Here is a 25,982-nt window from a genome sequence, read left to right as displayed (position 1 = left end):
TTTTATTTAGTTTTCCATTATTGCCTTCATCTGCTGTTGAAGTTCTAGAGCTTTGCTTGCTGCTGCTTGAGCAAAATCAGCAGCTTGGGAAGCATAAATAATTCCTCGAGAAGAATTGATCAATAGCCCAACGTTTTCGGTCATCCCATATTTACAAACGTCTTCTAAACTTCCTCCTTGAGCACCAACACCTGGAACCAACAAGAAACTTTCTGGAATAATCTTTCTGACATCTGCAATATATTCTGTTTTAGTTGCACCAACCACATACATTAGGTTTTCAGAATTAGTATAGGTTTTGGAAGTTTCAAGCACTTGCTTATAAAGTGTTTGATTTTTTAATTCCTGAGTCTGAAAATCGAAAGCTCCGGGGTTAGACGTCAATGCTAAAAGAATAGTGTGCTTATCTTCGAATGCCAAAAACGGCTCTACAGAATCCCTTCCCATATATGGGGCTACCGTAACGCTATCAAATCCCATATCCTCAAAAAAGGCTTGGGCGTACATGGTACTCGTATTCCCAATATCTCCACGTTTTGCGTCAGCAATTGTGAATATTTCAGGATGGTTGGCATTGATATAATCAATGGTCTTTTTTAGTGATTCCCAGCCTTTAATACCATGAGCTTCATAAAACGCCGTATTGGGCTTGTACGCCACACATAAATGATGTGTAGCATCGATAATTGCCTTATTAAACTCAAAAATAGGATCTTCCAATTGCAAAAGATGCTTTGGAATTTTTTTGACATCAACATCCAACCCTATACACAGAAATGATTTTTTCGTTTTTATTTGTTCTACTAAGGCACTTGTTTTCATTAGGCTAATATTAAAAAAAAGCCCCTACTATTAGAGGCTTTAAAAATTCTTGTATTATTTAAATTTGATCGTTGCTAGCTTTAAGCTTTTCTGTGTTTTCTGCTAACATCAACTCATCTAATATCTTCTGGATATCACCGTTGATAATATTTTGAAGATCGTAAAGTGTTAAACCAATTCTATGATCGGTAACACGACCTTGCGGATAGTTGTATGTTCTGATCTTGGCACTACGGTCTCCACTGGTAACCATCGAACCACGCTTGGCAGCATCTTCTTCCTGTTTCTTAGCCAACTCCAAATCGTACAAACGGGAACGTAATACTTTAAATGCTTTTTCCTTGTTCTTATGCTGAGATTTCTGATCCTGACATTGCGCTACCAATCCAGTAGGAATGTGCGTTAAACGTACAGCCGAATATGTTGTGTTTACCGACTGTCCCCCAGGTCCTGAAGAACAGAAATAATCTATACGAACATCTTTAGGGTCAATCTGCACATCAAATTCTTCTGCTTCAGGAAATACCATAACGGTTGCTGCACTAGTATGTACTCGTCCTTGAGTTTCGGTCTGTGGTACACGCTGAACACGGTGTACTCCCGCCTCAAATTTAAGTGTTCCGTAAACATCTTCACCTGTAACCTCAAATTGGATTTCCTTAAATCCACCACTAGTACCTTCACTAAAATCTACCGTACTTACATTCCACCCCTTACTTTCACAATATTTGGTGTACATTCTAAAAAGATCTCCCGCAAAAATACTCGCCTCATCACCTCCTGTACCGGCACGTAATTCCACAACGGCATTTTTTGCATCTTCAGGATCTTTTGGAATCAACAGGAATTTTATTTCCTCTTCCATTTCAGGGATTCTCGACTTAGCCTCGTCCATTTGCATTTTGGCCATTTCAACCATTTCTGCATCACTACCATCTGCAATAATTTCCTCGGCTTCCTTTAAGTTGTCGACTAAGGTTTTATATTCTTCGCGCTTGTCGACAAGCACCTTAAGATCTTTATACTCTTTATTTAATTGTATATAACGCTTTTGGTCAGCAATAACATCCGGTTGGATAATCAAATCACTTACTTCATCGAAACGCTGTTTTACTATTTCTAATTTCTCTAACATCTAGCTATCAAATTGAGTGGCAAAAATACGATAAATTATGAAATCTTCTTCATGGCTTTGAAACCGATTTACACTTAATAGAGGACATTGAAATAGAATTTCCTCTTACCACATAATCATTAAAAAGTAAAGGGAAATAATTAGTTTGGAAAAACTTGTTTTTATAGAGAATGAACCATCTTAAAAACCAACAATTACTCCAATAGCCAAAAGCTGTTTCCACTGTACTCTCGCACCATCATCTACATACTCAGTATCACCCTCAGCGTTTTCAACTTCTTTCTGCACCTTGATATCATTATCATATCTGATATGAGAGCCTAATGTGGCTTTTACGAATTCATTCACCTTAAAATCCACATTAAGTAACCAATCCACATCAATGTTTCCAAAGTCGTTGATATAGTCTGTATAGAGGCTTAACTCATTTTTTATGTGAATATTGGTAGTCAGCTGAGTTTCGTGGTTTGTAGTAACAAGAATCCCCAATTCCTTTCTCACTTTCTGCCCCCTTCTTATTCGGTTTCCTTCATCATCGTAAACTGCAGGCTCCACACCAAATGCCCCTAGGTTTGCCAACCGTTCGTCTAACACAAAAGTAGTCTTCAACGTTAGAGGTGAGAGATAAGCAGAAAAGGACTCTATATGTTCTCCATAAGCCGCTCCTGCCCCAAGAAACAAATAGCCTGGCGACATAAAACGAGAAATAGGCTTTGCCCCTTCGTTACCATAATTATATCCGTTTGAAAACTGGGTTTTGAAATTAAATTTAGATGAATAGTACCAATTGGAGGTTATACTTTTCCTGTACCCCAGAGCTGAACTAAACTCTAACAGATCATCTGTTTTCCTAACACTAATTCCATCCTGCTTATTAATACCATATTTCGCTTCTAACTTATTGTTCCAAACCAAATGGTTTTTTTTGTAATTCCTCTCGGATAAAAAACCGAACAAACCAGAAATAGAATTCGTCCCTCCTGCATTCCAGTTAACAAAAGCAACCTGACTAATATCGAGCCCCGCTTTGTTTATCTTAACCCAAACTGGCACACTTAAATCAGGTACCGTCTCAGGTTTAATATAAAGGCTATCTGGTTGAGCATAGGCTAAACCATAGGCAAAACAAAGTAGTAAACAAAATACAAATCGCATGAGGCTGACAAATTGTTTTTGAACTGATTAATTAGCTTATGGGAAGTGCTTAGTACTTAAACTCCCCGAATTCACTTTTTATAGTTAATTCTTTTGAGTCTGAAGCTTCTACACGACCAACAATTTGTGCATCAACATTAAATGATTTGGAAATAGCAATAATATCCTCAGCAACTTCTGGCGACACATATAATTCCATACGGTGACCACAGTTAAATACTTGGTACATTTCCTTCCAGTCGGTCTTAGATTGCTCCTGAATAAGCTTAAATAACGGAGGAATAGGGAATAAATTATCCTTAACAACATGAACATTGTCAACAAAGTGCAACACTTTAGTTTGCGCACCACCAGAACAATGTACCAAACCGTGGATATAGGTTTTGTCGTATTTATTTAAGATTGCTTTGATAATAGGCGCATATGTTCTAGTTGGAGACAACACAAGTTTTCCAGCATCTATTGGAGAATCTTGAACACTATCAGTAAGTTTAACACCTCCTGAATAGACTAAATCATCTGGTACAGCGGCATCAAAACTCTCCGGATATTTTTCAGCAAGATATTTAGCAAATACATCATGTCGGGCAGAAGTTAAACCATTACTTCCCATCCCCCCGTTGTATTCTTTCTCATATGATGCCTGACCAAAAGAAGCCAAACCTACAATAACATCTCCAGATTGAATATTGGCATTATCTATAACATCACTTCTTTTCATTCTGGCCGTAACGGTAGAATCGACAATAATTGTTCTTACTAAGTCACCCACATCGGCAGTTTCTCCTCCTGTAGCATGAATAGTCACCCCAAATTCCTTCAATTCGGAAATCAATTCTTCAGTACCATTGATTATTGAAGAAATCACCTGACCAGGCACTAGGTTTTTATTACGTCCAATGGTTGACGATAACATAATATTATCGGTAGCTCCAACACATAATAAATCGTCTATGTTCATAATCAATGCATCTTGAGCAATCCCTTTCCATACCGAAACATCTCCGGTTTCTTTCCAGTACATATATGCCAATGAACTTTTAGTCCCTGCTCCATCTGCATGCATGATTAAGCAATAGTCCTCATCACCTGTTAGATAATCTGGAACCACCTTGCAAAATGCCTTTGGAAACAATCCTTTATCTATATTTTTAATAGCATTGTGAACATCTTCTTTTGAGGCTGAGACCCCGCGTTGCGCATATCGCTTGCTTATTTCTTGACTCATGATAATGTACTTGTATTGAGTTGCAAAAGTAAGGATTGTTTATTTTTTATTGATGCTTTTTAGCTAGAAATAAAAAACCCGCGTCAATGCGCGGGTTACTGTTTCATAAAAAGGCCATAACCAGTAAAAAAACTTAGGTTCGCCCCTGCATAGGAATTACTCCTGTGAGGTCACTAGCGGTGTTTTAATTAGCTCTTGTTGTTCATTCGACTGTTTATCGTCTCCATTGCTTTGCGAAAATAAGAGCGTGGCCGCCAATAAAAGCAATACGCTTATAATTAGCCTTCTCATAATAAATTGAAATAGATTAATAGCACATCAAATTTAACCATAAAACACTGTAAACCAATAAATAACAAACACTTAATTAATTAAAATCGACAAGCAGATGATTATACAGTTAAAGACCTACAACCCATATGTTTATAGTTACAAACCGTTAGTAAACCAAACTACACACCCACAAAAAAAGCCTTGCATTCGCAAGGCTTTTCACACTAAATATGTAAACAGAATTTATCTGGTGAACAACAATTCACGGTATTTGGTCAATGGCCATAATTCGTCATCAACCAAAAGCTCCAATTTATCGCAGTGGTAACGGATATCATCAAACAACGGTTTCACTTCGAAACAATAAGCATGAGCTTTCTCTTCAATGTTTTCAATTTTATTGGCCACTTTACGTGCTTCAATCAATTTTGTAACATTAGAGTTGATTGCTTCAATATGCTTGGAGATAGTTTCAATTAAAGTTATTTGTTCACTAGCTACCGATTTGAATCCATCACCAAAGATATTTTTCAATCCAGATACGTTCTCAATCAATGTGTTTTGATATCTAACTGCAGTTGGAACAATGTGGTTTCTAGCAATATCCCCAAGAGTACGAGCTTCAATCTGGATACGCAATACGTATTCTTCCATTTCGATTTCGTAACGAGCTTCACTTTCAACTTTACTCATCACTCCCATTTCCTCAAACAGGCTCAAAGCTTTATCAGATATCTTAACTTTAAGAGCTTCTGGAGTTGTTTTATTGTTACTCAATCCGCGTTTTTCAGCTTCTTTTTCCCACTCTTCGCTATATCCATTCCCTTCAAAAAGGATGTTTTTAGATTTCTTTATATACTCGCGCAATACATTAAAGATTGCATCATCTTTCTTCATTGACTTAGCGTCGATTAGAGCATCAACCTCTTTCTTGAATTCAACAAGCTGCTTTGCCATAATGGTATTAAGCACAGTCATTGGGTTGGCACAGTTTGCCAAGGATCCTACTGCTCTGAATTCGAACTTATTTCCTGTAAAGGCAAATGGAGATGTTCTGTTTCTATCTGTATTATCCAATAGAATTTCTGGAATCTTACCAACTACGTTAAGTTTAAGATCAGTTTTTTCCTCTGGAGACAACTTACCATTGGTAACGCTTTCAAGCTCTTCCAATACTTGAGTTAACTGCTCTCCAATGAAGATAGATATGATTGCAGGTGGTGCTTCGTTAGCCCCTAAACGATGATCGTTACTAGCCGATGCTATTGCAGCTCTTAACAACTCTTCGTTATCATTAACCGCTTTAATCGTATTGATAAAGAAGGTCAAGAACTGAAGGTTGCTCATTGGAGTTTTACCAGGACTCAACAAGTTCACACCTGTATCGGTACCTAAACTCCAGTTATTGTGCTTTCCTGAACCGTTTACTCCTGCAAATGGTTTTTCATGCAACAATACTTTAAAGTCATGTCGTTGCCCTACTCTTTCCATTACATCCATCAATAAGGAATTGTGGTCTACGGCCAAGTTTGCCTCGTCATAAATAGGTGCTAACTCGAATTGGTTTGGAGCCACCTCATTATGACGTGTCTTAACAGGTATCCCCAAACGCATGCACTCATGCTCAAGTTCTCTCATATAAGCCATAGCCCGGCTTGGTATAGAACCAAAATAATGATCATCCAATTGCTGCCCCTTAGCAGGTGAGTGCCCTAAAAGTGTACGACCTGTAAGTACAATATCTGGTCTTGAAGTAGCCAATGCACGATCGATTAAGAAGTACTCTTGCTCCCATCCTAAAGACGCATTTACTTTCTTTACGTTTTTATCGAAGTACTTACAAACCGCTACGGCAGCACCGTCAATTGCCTGTAGTGCACGTAACAAAGGTGTTTTATAATCTAATGCCTCACCAGTATACGATACGAATACTGTTGGAATACACAAAGTAGTTCCGTAAACGAAAGCTGGAGATGTAGGATCCCATGCAGTATATCCACGAGCCTCAAATGTGTTTCTAATTCCTCCGTTAGGGAAACTAGATGCATCTGGTTCTTGCTGTACCAATTGTCCTCCACCAAATTTCTCAATAGCTTGACCATTTCCGATAGGCTCGAAAAACGCATCGTGCTTTTCAGCAGTAGCCCCAGTTAATGGCTGGAACCAGTGTGTGTAGTGCGTTGCCCCTTTTGAAATAGCCCACTCCTTCATTCCTGTAGAAATGTGGTCGGCCACAACACGGTCAATTTTAGAACCGTTTTCTACAGCATCCTTCACGCTGATGTACGCCTCTTTGGTTAAGTACTGACGCATAGCCTCATCATTGAATACATTCGATCCAAACATAGCTGAGCGACGTCCGTTTTCCTCTACCTTCACTGGTTTTCGGGTAAGAGATTCTTTGATAGCATGAAATCTTAACGTTGACATAATTTTAAATTAGTTATTTGAAAAACAAATTAATTATGGGACAAAACTAACAAAAAATACAACACAAAAAGAAACACCCCTATAAAATTAGGGGTGCTTTTACTTAAATTTAACTTTAAAGATGTTTAACCCTTAAAATTTTACCCGTTAAAATAAAACGTTGTGAACACAAAAATAACATACCCTATTAAAAGCAATCCTCCTTTGTAGCGCCCAATACTAAAGGCCTTAGGCAAGAACACCAACGGCAGTAATACTGCCGAGAAGCCCAACATCCAAAATATATCAACTCCTAAAATATTTGCATTTTTCACTGGAATAGGCTGAACCATAGCCGTTAACCCCAAAACTGAAGCAATATTAAAAATATTTGAACCGATTAAATTTCCCAAAGAAATTGCTTTTTCCTGTTTTAAGGCCGCTATTACCGAAGCAGCCAACTCTGGCACGCTAGTACCGACTGCAACCATGGTTACCGAAATAACACGTTCGCTGACCCCTAAGGAAGTCGCCATAGTCTTCGCTCCATGCACCAACCACTCACTTCCCCAATACAATGCCAAAGCACCAATAAGTAGCCAAAGCAAAGTTTTTATATTGGACACTTCTTTTAAAGCTTCATCAATTTCCTCTACCTCTACCGTATCATCTTTACGAAGTGATTGACGAATCAATATATATAGGAATATTATTAGTGATACAAATAAGGCTAGCCCCTCTTTGAAGTCCAACACATTGCCACTTTTCAAGAAAAAGTATAGCACTACGGACAGAAGCATCATCACTGGCCAGTTCAATTTGTAGAAATCCTTGCTTATGCTCAATGGAAAAATTAAGGCTGTAACCCCTAAAACTAGTCCTATGTTAGCCATATTAGAACCAATTACATTTCCCAAAGAAATATCTGAAGAACCTTCCAAAGCAGCTTGTAAACTAACTAATAGCTCGGGTGCCGATGTAGCAAACGATACAACCGTCATACCAATCACCATTTTAGAGATCTTAAATTTAAAGGACATTGCAACCGAAGCCCTAACCAAAAATTCTCCGCCCACTACTAAAAGAAGCAAACCTAATATGACCCAAACTAAACTCATCAAATTAATTTTCCTGCGAAGATAACACAAATAGCGAATTGACTAGAAACCTAAACCAACGACATTTTTAGTTAAACAACTATTAAAACAGTTGTATAACTAAAATTTTAGTTGTAGGTTTGAATTACAAATTTAGAACCCCCACAACCATGCAAAAGCTCACAAATAAAGAAGAAGAAATCATGCAAATCCTTTGGAAGCTAAAAAAGGGCTTTGTAAAAGACGTACTTGCTGAGATAAAAAACGATACTCCCCACTATAACACCTTATCTACTATTATCCGTAACCTTGAAGACAAGGGGTACGTATCCCATAACGCCTATGGAAAAACGCATGAGTACTACCCGTTGGTAAGCAAAGAAGCTTATAGGAGTAAGTTTATGAACTCGGCCATAGAAAGTTATTTCAACAGTTCGTATAAAAATGTAGTTTCCTTTTTTGCCAAAGAAGAAAAGATAAGCGTAGCAGATCTTAAGGAAATTATAGCACTAATAGAAAAAGAAGATTAACCATGGAATATCTTTTAAAAGCATCGGCGGTAATTACCTTATTCTATTTGAGCTATTATTTTTTCTTAAGAAAGGATACTTTTTTCAACTGGAATCGCGGGTTTCTTTTATTGGGGTTGTTAAGTAGTGTTGTAATTCCGTTAGTTGTTATTCCTATATATAAAGAAGTTGAACCAATGCTTATAGGGCAACTTGAGGGGTTACCCCTAATTGAAAGTCAAGACCAACTAAAATCTATATTAACTTGGGAGCAAATGCTCATGCTTGTTTATTTAATAGGGGTTACTTTATTGGGAATTAATTTTGGTTTAGAACTTATTTCTATCTTAAAAACCATAATAAAAAATAAACGATATAGGTCTGGAGGATTGGTTTATGTTGAAACCAGAAGTACCTCTCCCTGTTCTTTTTTCAATTACATTATATATAACCCGGACAATTTTACTTCATCAGAATTGGAATTAGTAAAAACCCACGAATCTGTTCATGCTAAGCAAAAGCATAGCATCGATACATTATTGATACAATTGGCCTGTACCTTATTATGGTTTAACCCAATTGTTTGGCTCTATAAAAAAGCCATCATTCACAATCTTGAATTTATCGCAGATAGAGTGACTCAAAACCAAACAGAATCGACTAAAGAATATCAGCATTTATTGCTAAAAAACAGTATCTCCGACTATCATCTGGCTTTGGCCAATACTTTTTATAATTCATTAATCAAAAAACGAATAGTTATGTTACACAAAAACCAATCAAACCCAAATCACCTCTTTAAAGTCGTCCTTGTTCTACCTTTACTCGCTGCCTTTATGTTAGGTTTTAATACAAAAACAATTGCGCAACAAGCTCCCAAAGACAAATCGGCGAAAGTAGTTGAGATCAAATCGGAAGTCAAAAAGTTTGTTATAACCAAATCTACCACGGATAGCAAATTGGATGGTTTAAAAGAAAAGCTAAATGGTGAGAATGTAAAAATTAAATTTAAAGGTATTAAGCGCAACGCCAATGACGAGATTACTGCAATCAACATCAATTACGAAAGTAAAAACGGAAAAGGCAATCACAGTATTAGCACAGACAAACCAATTTCACCTATTGCTATAACATTAGACCAAGACGGAAACATATCTGTTGGCCAAACTAACATTGCACCTCATGCCATTCACCTTGCATCAAAGGGAGATGGTACTAACAAAAAAGTAATCCGTTATGAAATTAAATCCGATGTTGATAACGAGATCGATCACGATTTCCAAATTATTGAACTGAGCGGAGAAGACAAAGTGATTGAATTTAAAGGAAGTGACAAGGCATTTGCCTACACTATAGATGTAGAAGACGATGGTGTAGAGTTTTCCAGCGACTCAATAATCAAGAAAAAAGTGAAAACCATTATTTGGAACAGTAATAACAGAGACACCAACATAGATGTTCAATCTTTTGAAAAAGGAGATAACCACTTTTATTTTTATTCAGACAACGATAGTGATAATGCCCTAATTTTAATAGATGGTAAGGAGGTTGATAAATCAGAAATGAAAAAACTAAACTCCGAAGACATTGAAACCATAGAAGTTTTAAAAGGAGATAAAGCTATAGAAGAGTACGGCGATAAAGCTGAAGATGGTGTTATTATCATCAAGACAAAAAAATAAACCACACAACAATTATTTGATCTAAAAAAGCACTTCTATTTGGGAGTGCTTTTTTTATTCCCCAAATCTTACAAAAAGATGAAAACAACAAAAACCATCACTTTTCACCCTATAATCTCCCTTGGATTTTAAAGACACATCAAAAAAGCCCCTTGAATTATTTCATATTAAAACAAAAACAAGCTAATTTAATTACACTCCATAACACTTACCAAGAAAAAACAATAACATCTTATAATAGTTTTAATCTTTTTCACAAATATCCCGAAGGCACTTTCACAGATTTCATTAAAGTTTCTTGCAAGTAAGTCTTATCGCTTATTATCTTCAAAAAACAATAACCAAACTATTGAAAACAATTAACCACTAAAACCAAAAGTATTATGATTACCATTGCTAAAATCCTCATCGACATTATTGTGTCTGTAGGATAATCTAATCCAATTGTAAAACTTAGTTCTAGAATAAGTTTTACTACTTTTACAACCAAGAATCATGGATTATGAAAAAGCAATTCTTTAAACTTTTGGCAAAAGTTAACAAAGCATTACTTCCCTGTTACACAAAAAAAAGTTTGGATATAGCCAAAGCTAACAAACTGCAATTGGCCATTATTGGATGGCGCTCCTATATTACACTTCGTGCTTTAGACTAGTAGGTAATTATAGCCTTAACTGGATATGGTTTAAGATTATCTTTGCCATTAAGGAAGGAAAGCTCTAAAATAAAATTACACTGAACTATCTCACCACCTAAACGTTCAACCAATTTACAAACGGCTTGAGCTGTTCCCCCTGTAGCAAGTACATCGTCGTGAATTAAAACTTTATCACCTTTTTTTATAGCATCGGCATGCATTTCCAAAACATCCTCTCCATACTCTAAGTCATAACTTTCTTGAATGGTTTTATAAGGTAATTTTCCAGGTTTCCTTACTGGCACAAAACCAGCATTTAGTTTTTGCGCCAACATTGGTCCAAAAATAAAGCCTCTAGACTCCACTCCAACTACTTTATCAATTTTCTCACCATCTATACACTTTATAAGGCCCTCGAGGCAAAATTGAGAAGCTTCCGAATCATTCAACATTGGTGTAATATCCTTGAATACTATTCCAGGCTTGGGAAAATCTGCAATATCCCTTATGTAATTGCTGATGTCTTTCATACGTGCAAAGTAAGTAATTTTATCTTATAAGTTTTATCTTCGTTTTAGCTTAGCTCTGCATTTCCTTAAATTAGGTATGCTTTTTGAAGATGGTTATTAAAAATATATTCTTATGAAAAAATCAACTTTACTTTTGTTCGCTCTTTTTGCGCTTTTTCTATCTGCCTGCGAAGGCCCTAGAGGACCACAAGGCCCTCCTGGTCAACCTGGAGCTATTTTTGTAGCTTCGGCTTTCGAAATAGAAGTTGACTTCAATGCCAATAATGATTACTCCATAATTGAACCATATGGGTTCGAAGTTTTCCCTTCTGATGTTACACTGGTTTATATTCTTTGGGAAGTACAAAACGGCACCGATATTTGGCGACCATTGCCTCAAGACGCCTTTTTTAATGAAGGAGTACTTCAGTACAACTATGATTTCACAGATATCGATGTTAGAATATTTCTTGACGGCTATCTTGATTTCGACTCTTTGCCTTCCGCTTACACACAAAACCAAATATTCCGTGTAGTGGTTGTACCTGCCGATTATCTAGATTCTGATATTGACATTAACAACTTAGATGAAGTGATGCAACAGTTTAACCTTGACGATTCCGACTTCACAAACAAGTAACTTATAATTAAAATTCAAACAAAGAACCCTTCCGTTACAGGAAGGGTTCTTTTTCAATTTTATTAATTATCTATTTTAGAACTGAGCAGCTTCAGTTGAATTTACCATTGCTACTGTAGAAGCAGTGCCAGCGGTAACCGCATTCTGAACAGCGTCGAAATAAGTTGTTCCCACAAATCCTTGGTGCTTTATAGCTCTAAACCCTTCTTGCTGCAATGCAAATTCTCTTTGCTGCAACTCAGAATAGCCCGCCATGCCTTTTTCTTTATATGCTTTGGAAATCTCAAACATACTGGTATTCAAGGCATGAAATCCTGCCAGTGTTATAAACTGAAACTTATATCCTAAATCTGCAAGCTCCTCTCTAAAGGTTTCCATTTGATTTACACTTAAATTAGAAGCCCAATTAAATGATGGTGAGCAATTATAGGCCAGTAATTTTCCAGGATACTTTTCATGAATACCTTGAGCAAACTCTTTGGCTTCACCAATATCCGGTTTAGAAGTTTCTAACCATACCAAATCTGCATAAGGCGCATAACTCACTCCTCTATCTATTCCCTGCTCTAAACCATTTCTAACCCTAAAGAATCCTTCTGCTGTTCGATCCCCTGTTATAAATCGTTTATCTCTATCATCAATATCACTAGTTAGCAATCCTGCGGCATTGGCATCTGTTCTAGCTACAATAATGGTAGACACCCCCATTACATCGGCAGCCAATCTAGCTGATATTAATTTATTAACTGCCTCCTGTGTAGGCACAAGAACTTTACCCCCTAAATGACCACATTTTTTGGCCGAAGATAACTGATCTTCAAAATGGACACCTGATGCACCAGCCTCAATCATGGCTTTCATGAGTTCAAAAGCATTCAAATTGCCTCCAAAACCCGCTTCGGCATCGGCAACAATGGGTACAAGATAATCCTTCTTATCCTCCAATCCATTTACTGATTGGATTTGATCTGCCCGAAGTAATGCATTGTTGATTCGCTTTACAACCATAGGGACACTATTAGCTGGGTATAATGACTGATCAGGATACATTTCACCCGCCAGATTAGCATCGGCTGCTACTTGCCAACCGCTTAAGTAAATAGCTTCCAAGCCAGCATCTACTTCCTGAATAGCCTGGTTCCCAGTAAGTGCACCTAAACCTCCAACCCATGACTGAGTGTTTAGTTTTCTCCAAAGTGTTTCTGCACCTCGTCTGGCAATACTATGTTCTACAAAATACGATCCTTGCAAACGTACTACTTCTTCAGCCGTATAAGGTCTAATAATCCCATCCCATCTTGGATTACTAGACCAATCGGCTATCAATCTCTGAATTCTTTCTTGTGCTTCCATATTAATAGTGTTTACGGTTTAAAATGTGGTTAACTAATAATTAGCATCAATTAATTTTGGGTTATAGATATTTATAAGCGGGAAGAGTCAAAAACTCTTCAAAATCTTCTGAAATAACTAATGACTTTAATAATTCTGCTGCCAATTTGTAATGTCCTGATTCGAATTTATCTTCTCCCAAATAATCTCTAATCTTATTAAGCTCGTCATTAAATAATCGCTCAAATAACTCTGAATTAAGTATACCTCCATTCTCCAACTCAACCTTACTGTGAAGCCAATGCCAAAGCTGTGTTCTGGAGATCTCGGCTGTAGCAGCATCTTCCATTAAATGATACAAGGCAACAGCTCCATTTCCATCCAGCCATGAGGCTAAATAAAGAATGGACACATTAATGTTTTTTCTTATGCCTTCTTCTGTGACAGTGCCTTTAGGCACTTCCAGTAAATCCTTTTGAGTTACAATTAATGTTTCCTTTTTTAATTCTATTTGATTGGCGTTTGGCATATATGTATTAAACACTTCCATGGCCACATGTACTAAACCTGGATGCGCCACCCAAGTACCGTCATGACCGTTCTTCGCTTCTCTCTCCTTATCTAGTCTAACTTTATGAAAAGCTTTTTCATTTTTGACTTCATTGCCTTTTATAGGGATTTGAGCCGCCATACCCCCTATAGCATGAATGTTTCTTTTGTGACATCTTTGAATAACCAAATTGGAATACGCACTCATAAAAGGAGTCGTCATTGTAACTTGATCCCGATTGGGAATAACTATCTCATTATGATTTCGGAGTTTTTTGATATATGAAAAAATATAGTCCCAACGACCACAGTTTAAACCAGCTATGTGATCCTTTAACTCATATATAATTTCATCCAATTGAAAACTTGCTGTTATGGTTTCTATAAGTACGGTCGCCTTAATTGTCCCCTTAGGAATATTCAAATAATCTTGAGCAAAGTCGAATACCTCGTTCCACCAACGAGCCTCCTGATAATGCTCTAACTTTGGAAGATAAAAATATGGCCCAGTTCCCTGACTAATTAACTCCTTAGCGTTATGGAACATATATAATCCGAAGTCAACCAAACTAGCAGACATTTCCTCTCCATCGACCAATAAGTGACTTTCATTGAGATGCAACCCTCTTGGGCGAACCAATAAAGTAGCGATCTCACCGTTAAGCTCGTATTGTTTTTCACGTTTGCTATCGAAAAAGGAAATCGTCTTATTCACCGCCTCAATTAGATTTTTCTGTCCTTCCATAATATTCTCCCAAGTCGGCGAAGTACTATCTTCAAAATCAGCCATAAAAGTCTTAGCTCCTGAGTTAAGTGCATTGATAATCATCTTACAACTCACAGGCCCAGTAATTTCAACCCTTCTGTCCTGTAAATCTTCTGGAATAGAAGCAGCAATCCAATCTCCTTTCCTAACAAATTCTGTTTCTACAGGAAAGTTTGGTATTTCTCCTTTGTCAAATTTTGCTTGCTGCAAAACCCTGTTTTCAAGAAGACTTAATCGCTTTAGATTAAATTTTAAGTGTAGTTCGGTTAAAAACTCCTTCGCTGACTGCGTCAATAAATCTGAGTAAGCCTTACTTGATTTAACAACCTCTACAATAACCGCTTTGTCTAGTACTTTATCTGCCATTTTATTTAAGATTTTGAACTCAATATTACATTAAAGAACTTTCACTTAAAAGCGAACGTTCGCTAATTAGCTCATATCCCTAAAAAAATCGATATTCGCAAAAACTTGTGTATCTTTATCTTATATGATTGAAGAAGAATATATCCGTTTGATTTTTGGGTTAAAACTCAAACAGCTCAGATCCGAGAAAAAACTCTCCCTGTTTGGACTATCCAAGTTAACAGGGCTTTCTAAATCCTACCTCAATGAAATTGAGAAAGGAAAAAAATACCCTAAAACAGATAAAATAGTACTGCTGGCCGAAGCATTGGATACACCTTACGACCAAATGGTGTCGATAAAACTAGATAAAAATCTAGCTCCCCTGGGTGAAATATTACACTCTAAAATACTTAAAGAAATCCCCTTGGATTTGTTTGGCATTCAAGAAAACGACTTAATCGACATTATCTCGAATGCTCCAGCCAAAGTAAATGCCTTTGTCAGTACGATTATTAAAATAGCTCAAAATTACAATGTAAGTAAGGAGCATTTTTTCTTAGCCTCTTTGAGGTCTTACCAGGAAGCCAACAACAATTACTTTGAAGAAATTGAGTCGCAAGTAGAAGCTTTTACCAAAGCTTATCAAATAGGCTTCAACCCTCCAATTACATCCAAGGATTTAGAGGAAATATTAGTTGAGGAGAACGGTTATACTATAGACGAAACTGAACTCTCAAACGAAGAGGCCCTCACCTCCTTGCGGTCTGTTTTTGTTCCAAGCAGTAAAACATTACTCTTAAATGACTCGATTACCGAAGCACAGCGTACATTTATCTACGCCAAAGAACTTGCCTTTAATTTCCTCAACATTGAACAACGTCCCTATTCCTTTCCATGGATTGAGTTTAAAAGTTTTGATGAAGTTCTAAATAACTTTTATGCTTCATATTTTGCAGGAGCCTTGATTATTCCACGTAAAGACCTAATCCCCAAATTAGAGTCATTTTTTGATTCAGAAAATTTTAGCGAAAATGACTTTCTCAAAATAATGAACTCCTACAAATGCTCGCCCGAAACATTTTACCAACGACTCACAAATATACTCCCTAAGGATTTCAACATGAAAAACCTTTTCTTTTTAAGGTTCAAACATAGAATTGGCAGTGAATCATTCCACTTAAAAAAGGAATTACACATAACCCACCAACAGTCACCTCAAGCTAATGAAATGAATGAACATTATTGTAGACGATGGATCTCCATAAAAACCTTGCAACGTATTGAAGAAACACAAGCAAAACACCTTTTTGACCTTCAAATTTCGGATTATGGAGAAGACAGCAACCAATACTTAGTACTCTCATCTGCAACCGAAGACCCATTCAATGCAAACCATTACCGTAGCATCAGTATCGGTTTTTTGATTACACAACATCTTAAAAACAAAGTGAAATTCGTAAACGACCAAAGAATAAGCAGGTTATCTGTGGGAGTAACATGTGAAACTTGTCCTATTGAAAATTGTGAAGTTCGTGCGGCTGAACCTATTCAATTGGAAAAAATAGCCAAACACAATTTTACATCAACAGCAGTAGACACACTTTTAAAACGGTTTCTTGAGCAACCAAAAAAACAGTAATAGATACTAGCAATTTACTACTGTGTTTAAATGTTTTTCCTTGGGTTAAACCTTTAAAAGCAGTAATTTCGTTAAAGTGAAAAACTCTTAGGCATATAAAATATTATATTCCTAAAACCATCCAACCAAATAAAATCACATGAAACTCCTAATACGAATTGTCTGCATTTTAATTCTCTGCATAAGTTGCCAGAAAAAAGACAGCTCCTTAACACTTTTAGACAATGGCATTCCTAAGAAAATGGCTGATTTTAGAAGCAATCAAGTATCTGATGTCATCTATAAACTAGCTTTCGAAATACCTAAGGACAAGACGACCCCTATTGCAGCTCAACTAATATTGGAAACAACAATTAAAGACTTATCAAATCCTTTATTTCTGGATTTTAGAGAGAGCCCAGATAAATTGATTTCCATCTCGGTGAACAGCCAACCCACTCCTATCCATCACGAAAAACAACATGTTATTATAGCACCAGAACACCTTACCAAAGGGTTTAATACCATTACGATTAATTTTATCGCCGGAGAACTTTCGCTCAATCGAAACGACGACTATCTCTATACTTTATTAGTCCCTGATAGAGCTAGTACTTTGTTTCCTTGTTTTGACCAACCCAACATAAAAGCTCAATATTTATTGAGAATTACCGCACCAAAGGAATGGGATGTACTTTGTGCTGCACCTGAAATTGAACAAATTGTAAAAGGAGATTCCATAGAACATATTTTTGCGAAGTCAGAAGCGTTGAGCACTTATTTGTTTTCATTCGTTGCCGGTAAGTTTAATTCAACAAAAGAAAGTCTTAAATCTTTCGATATGACCATGTTATACCGAGAAACTGATTCGGCTAAAATAACATCGAGCACTTCTAAAATATTCAATATCCATCAAAAATCGGTTGATTTTCTGGAAGCTTACACTCATTTTCCTTTCCCTTTTAACAAAATGGATATTGCCACTATCCCGGGATTTCAATATGGAGGTATGGAACATGTTGGGGCTATACAATATAGGGAGTCTTCTTTATTTTTAGACCATACAGCTACAGAAAGCCAAATTCTTAACCGTGGCAAGCTGATAGCTCATGAAACCTCACATATGTGGTTTGGAGATTTAGTAACAATGACCTGGTTTAACGACGTATGGATGAAAGAGGTTTTCGCTAATTTTATGGCAGACAAAATCATGAACCCTTCTTTCCCTAGCATCAACCACAATCTGTCATTTCTGATAAACCACTATCCTGCAGCATTTAATGAAGACAGAACCCGTGGTAGTAATCCTATCCGTCAACCTTTGAACAACCTCAACAATGCTGGCTCCCTTTATGGTAATATTATTTACCATAAAGCCCCTATTATGATGCGACAATTGGAGCGTCTTATTGGTGAATCTGCATTTCGTGAAGGCATAAGGGAATATATCAATAAATATGCATATGGAAATGCTGATTGGAACCAACTTATTGACATTCTTGACTCAAAAACTGAAATTGATCTAAAACAATGGAGCGAAGTTTGGGTTAATCAATACGGAAGACCCATATTTACTTACCAAACAACTTACAGCAACGACACTATAACTTCATTAACATTAAGCCAACACGCAGAAGATGGTTCTGAAAAAATTTGGCCTCAAGAGTTCAGTCTTGGTCTAGTTTACCCAGATTCCACAAAACTTATTAACGTAAATAGTATAGCAAATAGCGTACAGATATTAAAAGCCCTGGGATTACCAAAACCTGAATCTATTGTTTTCAATTACAATGGGCTGGGATATGGCGTCTTCCCGGTTGACAATAACAGCATGAAAAAAATCGTTAAAATTGACAATGATGTAGCAAGGGCACAGAGCTATTTAAACTGTTATGAAAACACACTAAATGGAAATCTATACCCTATTGAAAACCTTGAATTGCTAAAACTCGGTCTTGCTTCAGAATCCAATGAACTAATAATTAAAATGCTTTCTGCCCAAACAAAAAACTTATTTTGGACTTACCTAACAGACTCCCAAAGGGAATCTGAACAAAAAACTTTAGAAGACCTCATCCACAACCAACTCTACACAAATAAGCCTTCAAATATCAAAAAAACACTTTTCAAATTGTTTAGTAGTATAGCTTATTCAAAAGAAGGACGTGAAAAACTTTTTAATATTTGGAACAAAACCACCGCTATACCTGGTCTTCAACTCAATGAGAATGATTATACCGATATGGCGATGACCTTAGCCTTGTATGAACATCCTAAAGCAGAATATATTTTAGAAACAGCACACAATGCCATTAGAAATCCAGACAAACAAAAACGCTTTGAATTTTTACTTCCAGCTTTATCTATCAAAGACTCCGTTAGAGATTCCTTTACCATTTCACTAAAAGAAGAAGAAAATCGAGAAAAAGAGTCTTGGGTATTAAGTGCACTTGGATACATTCACCATCCTCTTCGACAGGGTACAGCTATTAAGCACTTGCAAATGTCATTGGATTTATTGGAAGAAATACAACGCACAGGGGATATCTTTTTCCCTAAAGACTGGCTAACCTACACTATTGGTCAATACTCTTCTCAAGAAGCATACGACATATTGGAAAAACACCTTGAATCCCACCCGGAGCTCAACCCCTCACTCTATAAAAAATTAATGCAAGCAACAGATCATTTGTACAGAGTAAGGCGTGCCACCCCAGAAACAACTATTAAATAAATCCACGAATTATCTTAACTTTAACAATGAATTGAAAAATCATAGTCAATTGAAGAGCATAATTAATCTACTTCTTCAACCTAAAGCTATTTTTCAGCTTGCTTTCTCCTTAAGTTTTATTGGCATGCTTGCTTTTATTATTGACTTCGGGTTCGAACAAACTTCACAAATTCAACAAATACTCAACGGATTTTATTTCATAGTTTTAATCTTAGGACTTACTACTACAACAGTTAGGTATGCCACAAAAACAAAGGATTTAAGAAAGAACGTACTACTGTTTGACATTATCAGTATCCTAATCACTCTAGGGGTAATCTACATTCATCTCTTTTCTGAAGAAGCCCACAAGCACATTTCCATACTTTACAACGACAATTGGATTAAATTTGCAATAGTACTTACCTTTCTCAGGGAACTAGCAGAACAACGATTAGATTACAAACGAACAGTACTTAACCCCGCACAGCTTTTTATAGTTAGTTTTCTATCAATTATTCTTTTGGGAGCCTTTCTTTTAATGCTCCCTAAAGCTACATACGAGGGTATTGGGTACTTCGATGCCCTTTTCACTTCCACTAGTGCGGTTTGTGTAACGGGATTAATTGTCGTGGACACAGGTAGCTATTTCACTCCTTTTGGGCAAACTATAATTTTAGCATTGATACAAGTTGGAGGTCTTGGAATTCTAACTTTTGCCAGCTATTTCAGCTATTTTTTTAAGGGAGGCACTTCTTATGAGAACCACTTGGTGCTCAGCGATATGACCAACTCTCAAAAAATTGGAGAAGTATTTTCAACACTTAAACGCATTATCGTTATCACATTATTGATTGAATCTCTTGGCGCTCTACTTATCTACAGTAGTTTAGATAAATCTCTTTTTAACTCTTTAGTCGATACAACTTTTTTCTCTGTATTCCACTCCGTTTCTGCTTTCTGTAATGCAGGGTTCTCAACCTTACCTAATAGCTTATACGAAGCTGGCTTTAGATATAATTACAGCTTTCAGTTTATCGTAATCGTTATTTTTGTTCTTGGTGGATTAGGGTTTCCAATCGTGGTTAATATATTGAAGTATATAAAGTACTTCATGAAGAAATACATTTTTAGGTTTTCAGGCCTAAAACACCATGACAAGCCTTGGGTGCTAACTATTAATAGTAGAATAACCTTGATGACAACTTCAATACTAACATTTGTGGGCACTGTTTATTTTTATATCAATGAGTACCATAACACTTTAAACGAACATCAAGGTATTGGCAAATTTATCACAGCCCTTTTTGGGGCAGCAACCCCAAGAACAGCCGGTTTTAACTCGATTGACATGGGAGCTTTACATTTCTCTACTATAATGATGATATTTTTACTTATGTGGATTGGAGCGTCTCCAGCATCGACAGGTGGAGGTATTAAAACAAGTACCTTTGCCATTGCAACACTTAATTTTTTAAGCCTTGCAAAAGGAAAATCCAAAATAGAAATTTTTAGAAGAGAAATAGCGGACATATCGGTAAGAAGGGCTTTCGCTGTAATATCACTTTCCTTATTGGTTATTGGCTCTGGTGTTATGCTAATCTCTATCTTTGATAGCGAAAAACACTTGTTAAGTATTGCTTTCGAATGTTTTTCAGCCTACAGCACTGTTGGACTTAGCTTGGGTATTACCAGCGAACTAAGCACCTACAGTAAATTTGTAATTATTGTGATTATGTTTGTTGGCCGTGTAAGTATGCTTACCATGGCAATAGCTGTTTTCAAAAAAGCTAGACATAAAAATTACCGATATCCAACAGAGGAAATCACCATTAACTAAAACACCTTGATAATATGAAGTTTATCATAATAGGATTAGGAAACTTTGGTGCATCTCTAGCCCAAAAACTTACAGAGCAGGGAAACGAAGTAATTGGTATAGACATTAGTATGAGTAAGGTTGACACCCTCAAAGAGAAAATATCACATACAATTTGCATGGATGCCACCGATGAACTTACTGTCACCGGTTTACCTTTAAAAGATACTGATATGGTCATTGTCTCTATTGGCGAAAACCAAGGTGCCAACTTAATGGTTACCGCTCTTTTTAAAAATCTTCAAGTGAAGCGGTTAATAAGCAGAAGCATTAATCCGCTTCATGAAAAAGTTCTCAACGCCATTGGGGTTGATGAAATTGTACACCCCGAAGAGGAAACTGCCGAACGCTGGGCTAAAAAACTTTGTCTTAGAGGAGTTGTTGATTCTTTTGAACTTACGGATGATTACAGTATAGTTGAGGTAAATGTTCCTGAAGAGTATCACAATAAAGCTCTTAAAGACACAGGCATTAGGGAAAAACACAATCTTCTTGTGCTTACCACCATTTCTCAGGAAAAAGTAAAAAGCTTTATCGGTCGTAGCAAAAATGTAGCTCGTGTTAGCGGTGTGGCTAGTCCTTCTCACATTCTAAAAAAGGAAGACATATTGGTTGTTTATGGTTCCAACCAAAACATTAAACGTTTTTTAAAAGATGGTTAATTTTGTTACCCTTGAAAATAACCTCATTAAGGTTTCTATAGGTGTTCCCGAAAATATTGATTCTGTAGTCTGGCTTGATCTTATTGCTCCAACAAGTGACGAAAAGCAGGCTATAGAATCGGCTTTTGGAGTTGAACTATTTACAGAACAGGAAAGTGAGGAAATTGAGTCCAGTTCAAAATACAACGAATCAGAAGACGAAATTGGAATTAACCTCAACTTTTTAAGTCCAGATAAAAATCGCTACATCAACGAACCGGTTTCATTTATTTTGAAAGGCCATCTTATAATTTCCCAGAGAGACCATGAGTACAAGGCTTTTTCTGATACCTATCGAAAATTAAAGGTGTTAAAACCAGAAACTGGCTATTCTATTTTTCTTACTCTTTTGGAAACCAGAATTGACTTTGATGCTGACCTCATCGAGAATATAACCGATCAGATTACAGCAATAAGCAAAGGATTGATAAAGGAAAAAGAGCTTGAACGCGAAATTCTCTTAAAAATAACGGCTCTACAAGAATCAACAATTGCCATTCGCGAAAATATTGTTGAAAAGCAACGTCTATTATCCGCTATTCTTAAAAGTCGCTTTTTTCCGAAAGAAGATTATGAAACCCTCAGAATAATGATCAAGGATGTTGGTTCATTACTGGATTATACTAGCTTTAACTTTGAGCGTTTGGAGTTTTTACAAAACACCTTTTTGGGTTTAGTAGATATGGAACAAAACAGAATAATAAAAATATTTACTGTAGTAACGGTAATTTTCATGCCCCCAACACTAATAGCAAGTATGTATGGCATGAACTTTCAGTTTATGCCTGAACTCAATCTTTCTTTTGGGTACCCACTAGCCATCTGTCTTATGATAACTTCATCTATATTAACGTTGTTATTTTTTAAACGAAAAAAATGGCTCTAACCTTTTGACTACAATTAATCCATTACTCCCTTTTTTAGTATCTTTATCAATCAATCCACTGAAATGAATCGCCTTAGCCTAATGTCGCACCCTGCTAAGTTTATGGTTGGCCATGGAAAACAAGGAATTCATATCCCAGCTCAATCTCTTAAAGCGAAAAATTGGTTTTTGCTGCTTACCGGTTTTAGCAATAGGGGTGGTAGCTCTTCTATTTCATTTTGAAGTCTTCAAAATAAAAAAGGATAAAACACTAAGTGCTCTAGAACTCAAGTACGATATCAGTACTCTAGGAAACACAGAAGATGCCGAAGAAATCCGGTTAGGTTATGACATATTTGTCAATACTGCTGATTATATTGGACCCGATAATGGAAACCAAAAAAAAATATTCTCTGGAAACAATCTAGCTTGTGGTAACTGTCACCTCTCCGCCGGAACAAAGCCATACTCTGGTCCATTGGTTGGAGTAGTCAACCGCTTTCCCCAATATAGGGCACGCGAAGACAAAGAAGGCACTATAACAGAACGCATAGATGGTTGCATGGAACGAAGTATGAACGGCAAGGCAATGCCCATTGATATTCCTGAAATGCAAGCTTTACTCAAATACATCAACTGGCTTAATAAAGACACCCCCACTAATGGAATCATTGAAGGGCAAGGTTACATTTCCCTTGAAATCCCTAATCGTCCTGTAGACTTAAATCGCGGCAGACTCTTATTTCAAAATATATGTAGTGTTTGTCACGGTACTGACGGTCAAGGTGTAAAACAGTATCTATCCAATGGCTATGAATACCCGCCTCTTTGGGGACCAAATTCTTTTAATAATGGAGCAGGAATGAATCGAGTTATTACAGCCGCACAATTCATTAAGGCCAACATGCCTTATGGAACTTCTTACAACAAACCTTATCTTACAGACGAAGAAGCTTATGATGTAGCTGGATTTATCAACCAACAACAACGTCCAACAAAACCAAATCTAGAAAATGACTTTCCTGACTTAAAAAAGAAACCCGTTTCCACTCCCTACCCTCCATATTTGGATAGCTTTCCCCATAGTCAACATCAACTAGGCCCCTATAAACCGATAATGGATTACTACAAAAAAAACTACAACATAGAGAAAACAAAATAACCAAACACCTAATAACCAGAAAAGTAAACAAATATTTACGTAACTTTGGATTACTCCTTGGTGATAGTAAAACTCAATTCTTCTGTACAAAATCTACTTTAAAAAATTTTACTATTATGTCAACCGACAACTTAAAAACCAGAAGAAGCTTTTTAGAAGCATTGGCTCTTGGTGCTGCAGCAGGAGGACTCGCTACTTTGACCACTAACTTGCAAGCAGCAACAACTTTCAACAATCAAAAGCCCATCCAGGATTCTGATGAATGGTTCAAAAAAATCAAAGGAACACATCGCGTGGTTTATGACGGATCTACACCTCATGATGGTTTCCCAATTATCTGGACTTGGGCGTTTTATTTAACAAATAACCAAACTGGGGCACCAGATGATGATATTACAGGTGTTTGCGTTTTAAGACATTCGGCCATCCCCTACGCCTTTAACTCTGCTCTTTGGGAAAAATATAAATTCGGGGAAGTATTCGGTATTAAAGATAATTATACTGATGCACCATCACTGAGAAATACTCTATACGAGCCTAAGGAAAAAGATTTTCCTCTTCCTGGCATAGATGGTATTAAACGACTACAGGAACGTGGTGCTATGTTCTGTGTTTGCGATTTGGCCATGAAGGTTTACAGTGGAATGATTGCTCAAAAAGGCGGTTTGGACGCAACTACAGTTTACAATGATTTTTCTGCTGCAGTACTACCTGACATCGAAAAAGTACCTTCTGGTGTATGGGCTCTTGAACGCGCACAGAAACACGGCTGCGCTTACATTTATGCTGGAGGATAATTTAAAGCATTTGATCTTATGAAAACATTCATTCTATTATTACTTACTTTAGGGTATAGTTTTTTTGGCCTGGCTCAAGATGAACCTATAAACATTGTATTCGACGTTACAAGTGACAACCCAAAAACCCAAGCAGCAGCAGTACGGCATGCAAAAGCAATGTCTAAAGCATATCCTAATGCTCAATTTGAGGTAGTGATGTACAGCGGCGCAATAAACATGGCTTTACCAGACAAATCACCTGCAGCAGCAGATATTGCGGAACTAATAAACAATAGTGATAATGTCACTTTTGTGATGTGCAATGGCACTTTAAAGCGTCATAACCTTACCCAAGACAAGCTCATTAAGGGTATTAAAGTGGTTCCCGACGGAATTTTAGAGATTGTCACGAAACAAAAACAAGGATGGGGCTATATAAAGGAAAGTAATTAACGCTATTAAATGCCACATTATTTATTCCAATATCTTATTGGAAAAATTACTTACGCCCATTCCTATCAATTTCTAAAAAATGACCTCTGGGGAATTAAACCCCAAATAGAAATTTGTCTTTATAAATTACATTTAAATTGGTAGGAAAAGATTTTACCTCTACTTCACTACAGCTCATTGGATTGCAACAAAAAAGATCATAATCAACTGATAACCATTTGGAATCCTCGATTAATTTGTTATAATAGGGTAAGAAAAATTAAAAATCAGAAAAAAAATCCTATGATATTAAAAGCCTACGATGCTTTCAACAGAATCTCACCTTTAGAAATAGAACAGGTTGTAAATTTTCTTTATACACACTTAGGGGAATATGGCGACTCCAAATCAGCCATTACCAAAGCTATTCAATATGCTGCAAAAGAACGACCAGGCCTGGGTGGCTACGTATTTACAATGGTAGACAAATCTGAAATAATAGGCGCTGTAGTTATCAACAAAACGGGCATGTCTGAGTATATTCCGGAAAATATTTTGGTTTACATCGCTACGCACGAAGATTATCGTGGCCAAGGTGTAGGCAAAAAACTCATGAAAGCAGCTATTGACTATTGCGAAGGTGATATCGCTTTACATGTTGAACATAATAACCCAGCCAAGCACCTTTACGAAAAACTCGGCTTTACCAACCCTTACCTTGAAATGCGTTTAAAAAGATAGG

General features: G+C 36.7%; 22 protein-coding genes. 13 read left to right on the top strand and 9 right to left on the bottom strand.

Features of this window, described 5'->3' with window-relative positions; genetic code table 11:
• Positions 1-6: 6 nt before the first annotated feature.
• The 6 genes from pyrF to PWU04_RS11610 all read right to left on the bottom strand — a co-directional run bounded on the left by pyrF (position 7) and on the right by PWU04_RS11610 (position 8,140).
• The gene (gene pyrF / locus PWU04_RS11635) at positions 7-822 is read right to left on the bottom strand and encodes an orotidine-5'-phosphate decarboxylase (protein ID WP_274476280.1); all 816 of its coding nucleotides are present in this window, start codon (positions 820-822) and stop codon (positions 7-9) included.
• 58 nt (positions 823-880) lie between these two features.
• Positions 881-1,957: a peptide chain release factor 1 gene (prfA, locus tag PWU04_RS11630; protein WP_274476279.1), complete on the bottom strand. Its 1,077-nt coding sequence runs from the start codon at positions 1,955-1,957 to the stop codon at positions 881-883.
• A 180-nt stretch (positions 1,958-2,137) separates the two neighbouring features.
• Positions 2,138-3,112 carry a DUF3078 domain-containing protein gene (locus PWU04_RS11625; protein WP_274476278.1) on the bottom strand — a complete coding sequence of 325 codons (975 nt, stop codon included), beginning with the start codon at positions 3,110-3,112 and terminating at the stop codon, positions 2,138-2,140.
• A 49-nt stretch (positions 3,113-3,161) separates the two neighbouring features.
• On the bottom strand, positions 3,162-4,340 hold the full coding sequence (locus PWU04_RS11620) for an AIR synthase related protein (RefSeq protein ID WP_274476277.1): 1,179 nt from the start codon (positions 4,338-4,340) through the stop codon (positions 3,162-3,164).
• 516 nt (positions 4,341-4,856) lie between these two features.
• Positions 4,857-7,043: a glutamine synthetase III family protein gene (locus tag PWU04_RS11615; RefSeq protein WP_274476276.1), complete on the bottom strand. Its 2,187-nt coding sequence runs from the start codon at positions 7,041-7,043 to the stop codon at positions 4,857-4,859.
• A 140-nt stretch (positions 7,044-7,183) separates the two neighbouring features.
• A complete protein-coding gene (locus tag PWU04_RS11610) occupies positions 7,184-8,140 on the bottom strand; it encodes a calcium/sodium antiporter (RefSeq protein ID WP_274476275.1) in 957 nt (318 codons plus the stop codon).
• 149 nt (positions 8,141-8,289) lie between these two features.
• Here PWU04_RS11610 and PWU04_RS11605 point away from each other — a divergent pair, with 149 nt between their 5' ends.
• The 3 genes from PWU04_RS11605 to PWU04_RS11595 all read left to right on the top strand — a co-directional run bounded on the left by PWU04_RS11605 (position 8,290) and on the right by PWU04_RS11595 (position 10,965).
• The gene (locus tag PWU04_RS11605; RefSeq protein WP_274476274.1) at positions 8,290-8,649 is read left to right on the top strand and encodes a BlaI/MecI/CopY family transcriptional regulator; all 360 of its coding nucleotides are present in this window, start codon (positions 8,290-8,292) and stop codon (positions 8,647-8,649) included.
• A gap of 2 nt (positions 8,650-8,651) precedes the next feature.
• Positions 8,652-10,310, top strand: a complete 1,659-nt coding sequence (locus PWU04_RS11600) for a M56 family metallopeptidase (RefSeq protein WP_274476273.1) — start codon at positions 8,652-8,654, stop codon at positions 10,308-10,310.
• A gap of 502 nt (positions 10,311-10,812) precedes the next feature.
• Positions 10,813-10,965 (top strand): SsrA-binding protein, encoded by a 153-nt coding sequence (locus PWU04_RS11595; protein ID WP_274476272.1) that lies wholly within the window; start codon positions 10,813-10,815, stop codon positions 10,963-10,965.
• On the opposite strand, the gene PWU04_RS11590 is transcribed toward PWU04_RS11595, so the two are convergent.
• The gene (locus PWU04_RS11590) at positions 10,962-11,477 is read right to left on the bottom strand and encodes an adenine phosphoribosyltransferase (protein WP_274476271.1); all 516 of its coding nucleotides are present in this window, start codon (positions 11,475-11,477) and stop codon (positions 10,962-10,964) included. The two genes, PWU04_RS11595 and PWU04_RS11590, sit on opposite strands and share 4 nt — an antisense overlap.
• A 112-nt stretch (positions 11,478-11,589) precedes the next feature.
• On the opposite strand from PWU04_RS11590, the gene PWU04_RS11585 reads away from it, so the two are divergent.
• The gene (locus tag PWU04_RS11585) at positions 11,590-12,096 is read left to right on the top strand and encodes a hypothetical protein (RefSeq protein WP_274476270.1); all 507 of its coding nucleotides are present in this window, start codon (positions 11,590-11,592) and stop codon (positions 12,094-12,096) included.
• 75 nt (positions 12,097-12,171) lie between these two features.
• Here PWU04_RS11585 and aceA read toward each other — a convergent pair whose 3' ends face one another.
• Positions 12,172-13,449, bottom strand: a complete 1,278-nt coding sequence (gene aceA, locus PWU04_RS11580) for an isocitrate lyase (protein ID WP_274476269.1) — start codon at positions 13,447-13,449, stop codon at positions 12,172-12,174.
• 61 nt (positions 13,450-13,510) lie between these two features.
• Entirely contained in the window at positions 13,511-15,109 is a 1,599-nt protein-coding gene (aceB, locus tag PWU04_RS11575) for a malate synthase A (RefSeq protein WP_274476268.1), read from the bottom strand.
• A gap of 127 nt (positions 15,110-15,236) precedes the next feature.
• On the opposite strand from aceB, the gene PWU04_RS11570 reads away from it, so the two are divergent.
• The 9 genes from PWU04_RS11570 (at position 15,237) to PWU04_RS11530 (ending at position 25,981) form a co-directional block, all read left to right on the top strand.
• Positions 15,237-16,730 (top strand): helix-turn-helix domain-containing protein, encoded by a 1,494-nt coding sequence (locus tag PWU04_RS11570; protein WP_274476372.1) that lies wholly within the window; start codon positions 15,237-15,239, stop codon positions 16,728-16,730.
• A gap of 139 nt (positions 16,731-16,869) precedes the next feature.
• Positions 16,870-19,443, top strand: coding sequence for a M1 family metallopeptidase (locus PWU04_RS11565; RefSeq protein WP_274476267.1), 2,574 nt, complete (start codon positions 16,870-16,872; stop codon positions 19,441-19,443).
• A 124-nt stretch (positions 19,444-19,567) separates the two neighbouring features.
• Positions 19,568-21,262: a TrkH family potassium uptake protein gene (locus tag PWU04_RS11560; protein WP_274476371.1), complete on the top strand. Its 1,695-nt coding sequence runs from the start codon at positions 19,568-19,570 to the stop codon at positions 21,260-21,262.
• A 14-nt stretch (positions 21,263-21,276) separates the two neighbouring features.
• Positions 21,277-21,963 carry a potassium channel family protein gene (locus PWU04_RS11555; RefSeq protein ID WP_274476266.1) on the top strand — a complete coding sequence of 229 codons (687 nt, stop codon included), beginning with the start codon at positions 21,277-21,279 and terminating at the stop codon, positions 21,961-21,963.
• Positions 21,956-22,888, top strand: a complete 933-nt coding sequence (gene corA, locus PWU04_RS11550; RefSeq protein WP_274476265.1) for a magnesium/cobalt transporter CorA — start codon at positions 21,956-21,958, stop codon at positions 22,886-22,888. Before PWU04_RS11555 ends, corA begins: the two co-directional genes overlap by 8 nt.
• Positions 22,889-23,000: 112 nt before the next feature.
• Positions 23,001-24,029: a c-type cytochrome gene (locus PWU04_RS11545; protein ID WP_274476264.1), complete on the top strand. Its 1,029-nt coding sequence runs from the start codon at positions 23,001-23,003 to the stop codon at positions 24,027-24,029.
• Between the two features lie 116 nt (positions 24,030-24,145).
• Positions 24,146-24,826 carry a twin-arginine translocation signal domain-containing protein gene (locus tag PWU04_RS11540; RefSeq protein WP_274476263.1) on the top strand — a complete coding sequence of 227 codons (681 nt, stop codon included), beginning with the start codon at positions 24,146-24,148 and terminating at the stop codon, positions 24,824-24,826.
• 18 nt (positions 24,827-24,844) lie between these two features.
• Positions 24,845-25,261: a DsrE family protein gene (locus tag PWU04_RS11535; protein ID WP_274476262.1), complete on the top strand. Its 417-nt coding sequence runs from the start codon at positions 24,845-24,847 to the stop codon at positions 25,259-25,261.
• Positions 25,262-25,543: 282 nt separating this feature from the next.
• Positions 25,544-25,981, top strand: coding sequence for a GNAT family N-acetyltransferase (locus PWU04_RS11530; protein ID WP_274476261.1), 438 nt, complete (start codon positions 25,544-25,546; stop codon positions 25,979-25,981).
• Position 25,982 lies beyond the last annotated feature (1 nt).

This window comes from Mangrovimonas aestuarii, from assembly GCF_028767185.1.
In the GTDB taxonomy this organism is placed as follows: domain Bacteria; phylum Bacteroidota; class Bacteroidia; order Flavobacteriales; family Flavobacteriaceae; genus Mangrovimonas_B; species Mangrovimonas_B aestuarii.
The sequence above is the reverse complement of the archived record's forward strand: the minus strand, read 5'-3'. Positions and strand labels throughout refer to the sequence as shown.

Excerpts from the sequence above, each read along its gene's own strand:
- PWU04_RS11530 (WP_274476261.1), top strand. The coding sequence starts at position 25,544 with ATGATATTAAAAGCCTACGATGCTTTCAACAGAATCTCACCTTTAGAA.
- PWU04_RS11625 (WP_274476278.1), bottom strand. The coding sequence starts at position 3,112 with ATGCGATTTGTATTTTGTTTACTACTTTGTTTTGCCTATGGTTTAGCC.
- pyrF (WP_274476280.1), bottom strand. The coding sequence starts at position 822 with ATGAAAACAAGTGCCTTAGTAGAACAAATAAAAACGAAAAAATCATTT.
- PWU04_RS11545 (WP_274476264.1), top strand. The coding sequence starts at position 23,001 with ATGGAAAACAAGGAATTCATATCCCAGCTCAATCTCTTAAAGCGAAAA.
- corA (WP_274476265.1), top strand. The coding sequence starts at position 21,956 with ATGGTTAATTTTGTTACCCTTGAAAATAACCTCATTAAGGTTTCTATA.
- PWU04_RS11560 (WP_274476371.1), top strand. The coding sequence starts at position 19,568 with ATGCTTGCTTTTATTATTGACTTCGGGTTCGAACAAACTTCACAAATT.
- PWU04_RS11600 (WP_274476273.1), top strand. The coding sequence starts at position 8,652 with ATGGAATATCTTTTAAAAGCATCGGCGGTAATTACCTTATTCTATTTG.
- PWU04_RS11535 (WP_274476262.1), top strand. The coding sequence starts at position 24,845 with ATGAAAACATTCATTCTATTATTACTTACTTTAGGGTATAGTTTTTTT.
- PWU04_RS11610 (WP_274476275.1), bottom strand. The coding sequence starts at position 8,140 with ATGAGTTTAGTTTGGGTCATATTAGGTTTGCTTCTTTTAGTAGTGGGC.
- aceB (WP_274476268.1), bottom strand. The coding sequence starts at position 15,109 with ATGGCAGATAAAGTACTAGACAAAGCGGTTATTGTAGAGGTTGTTAAA.
- PWU04_RS11585 (WP_274476270.1), top strand. The coding sequence starts at position 11,590 with ATGAAAAAATCAACTTTACTTTTGTTCGCTCTTTTTGCGCTTTTTCTA.
- PWU04_RS11620 (WP_274476277.1), bottom strand. The coding sequence starts at position 4,340 with ATGAGTCAAGAAATAAGCAAGCGATATGCGCAACGCGGGGTCTCAGCC.
- PWU04_RS11555 (WP_274476266.1), top strand. The coding sequence starts at position 21,277 with ATGAAGTTTATCATAATAGGATTAGGAAACTTTGGTGCATCTCTAGCC.
- PWU04_RS11590 (WP_274476271.1), bottom strand. The coding sequence starts at position 11,477 with ATGAAAGACATCAGCAATTACATAAGGGATATTGCAGATTTTCCCAAG.
- PWU04_RS11565 (WP_274476267.1), top strand. The coding sequence starts at position 16,870 with ATGAAACTCCTAATACGAATTGTCTGCATTTTAATTCTCTGCATAAGT.
- prfA (WP_274476279.1), bottom strand. The coding sequence starts at position 1,957 with ATGTTAGAGAAATTAGAAATAGTAAAACAGCGTTTCGATGAAGTAAGT.
- PWU04_RS11605 (WP_274476274.1), top strand. The coding sequence starts at position 8,290 with ATGCAAAAGCTCACAAATAAAGAAGAAGAAATCATGCAAATCCTTTGG.
- PWU04_RS11615 (WP_274476276.1), bottom strand. The coding sequence starts at position 7,043 with ATGTCAACGTTAAGATTTCATGCTATCAAAGAATCTCTTACCCGAAAA.
- PWU04_RS11540 (WP_274476263.1), top strand. The coding sequence starts at position 24,146 with ATGTCAACCGACAACTTAAAAACCAGAAGAAGCTTTTTAGAAGCATTG.
- aceA (WP_274476269.1), bottom strand. The coding sequence starts at position 13,449 with ATGGAAGCACAAGAAAGAATTCAGAGATTGATAGCCGATTGGTCTAGT.
- PWU04_RS11595 (WP_274476272.1), top strand. The coding sequence starts at position 10,813 with ATGAAAAAGCAATTCTTTAAACTTTTGGCAAAAGTTAACAAAGCATTA.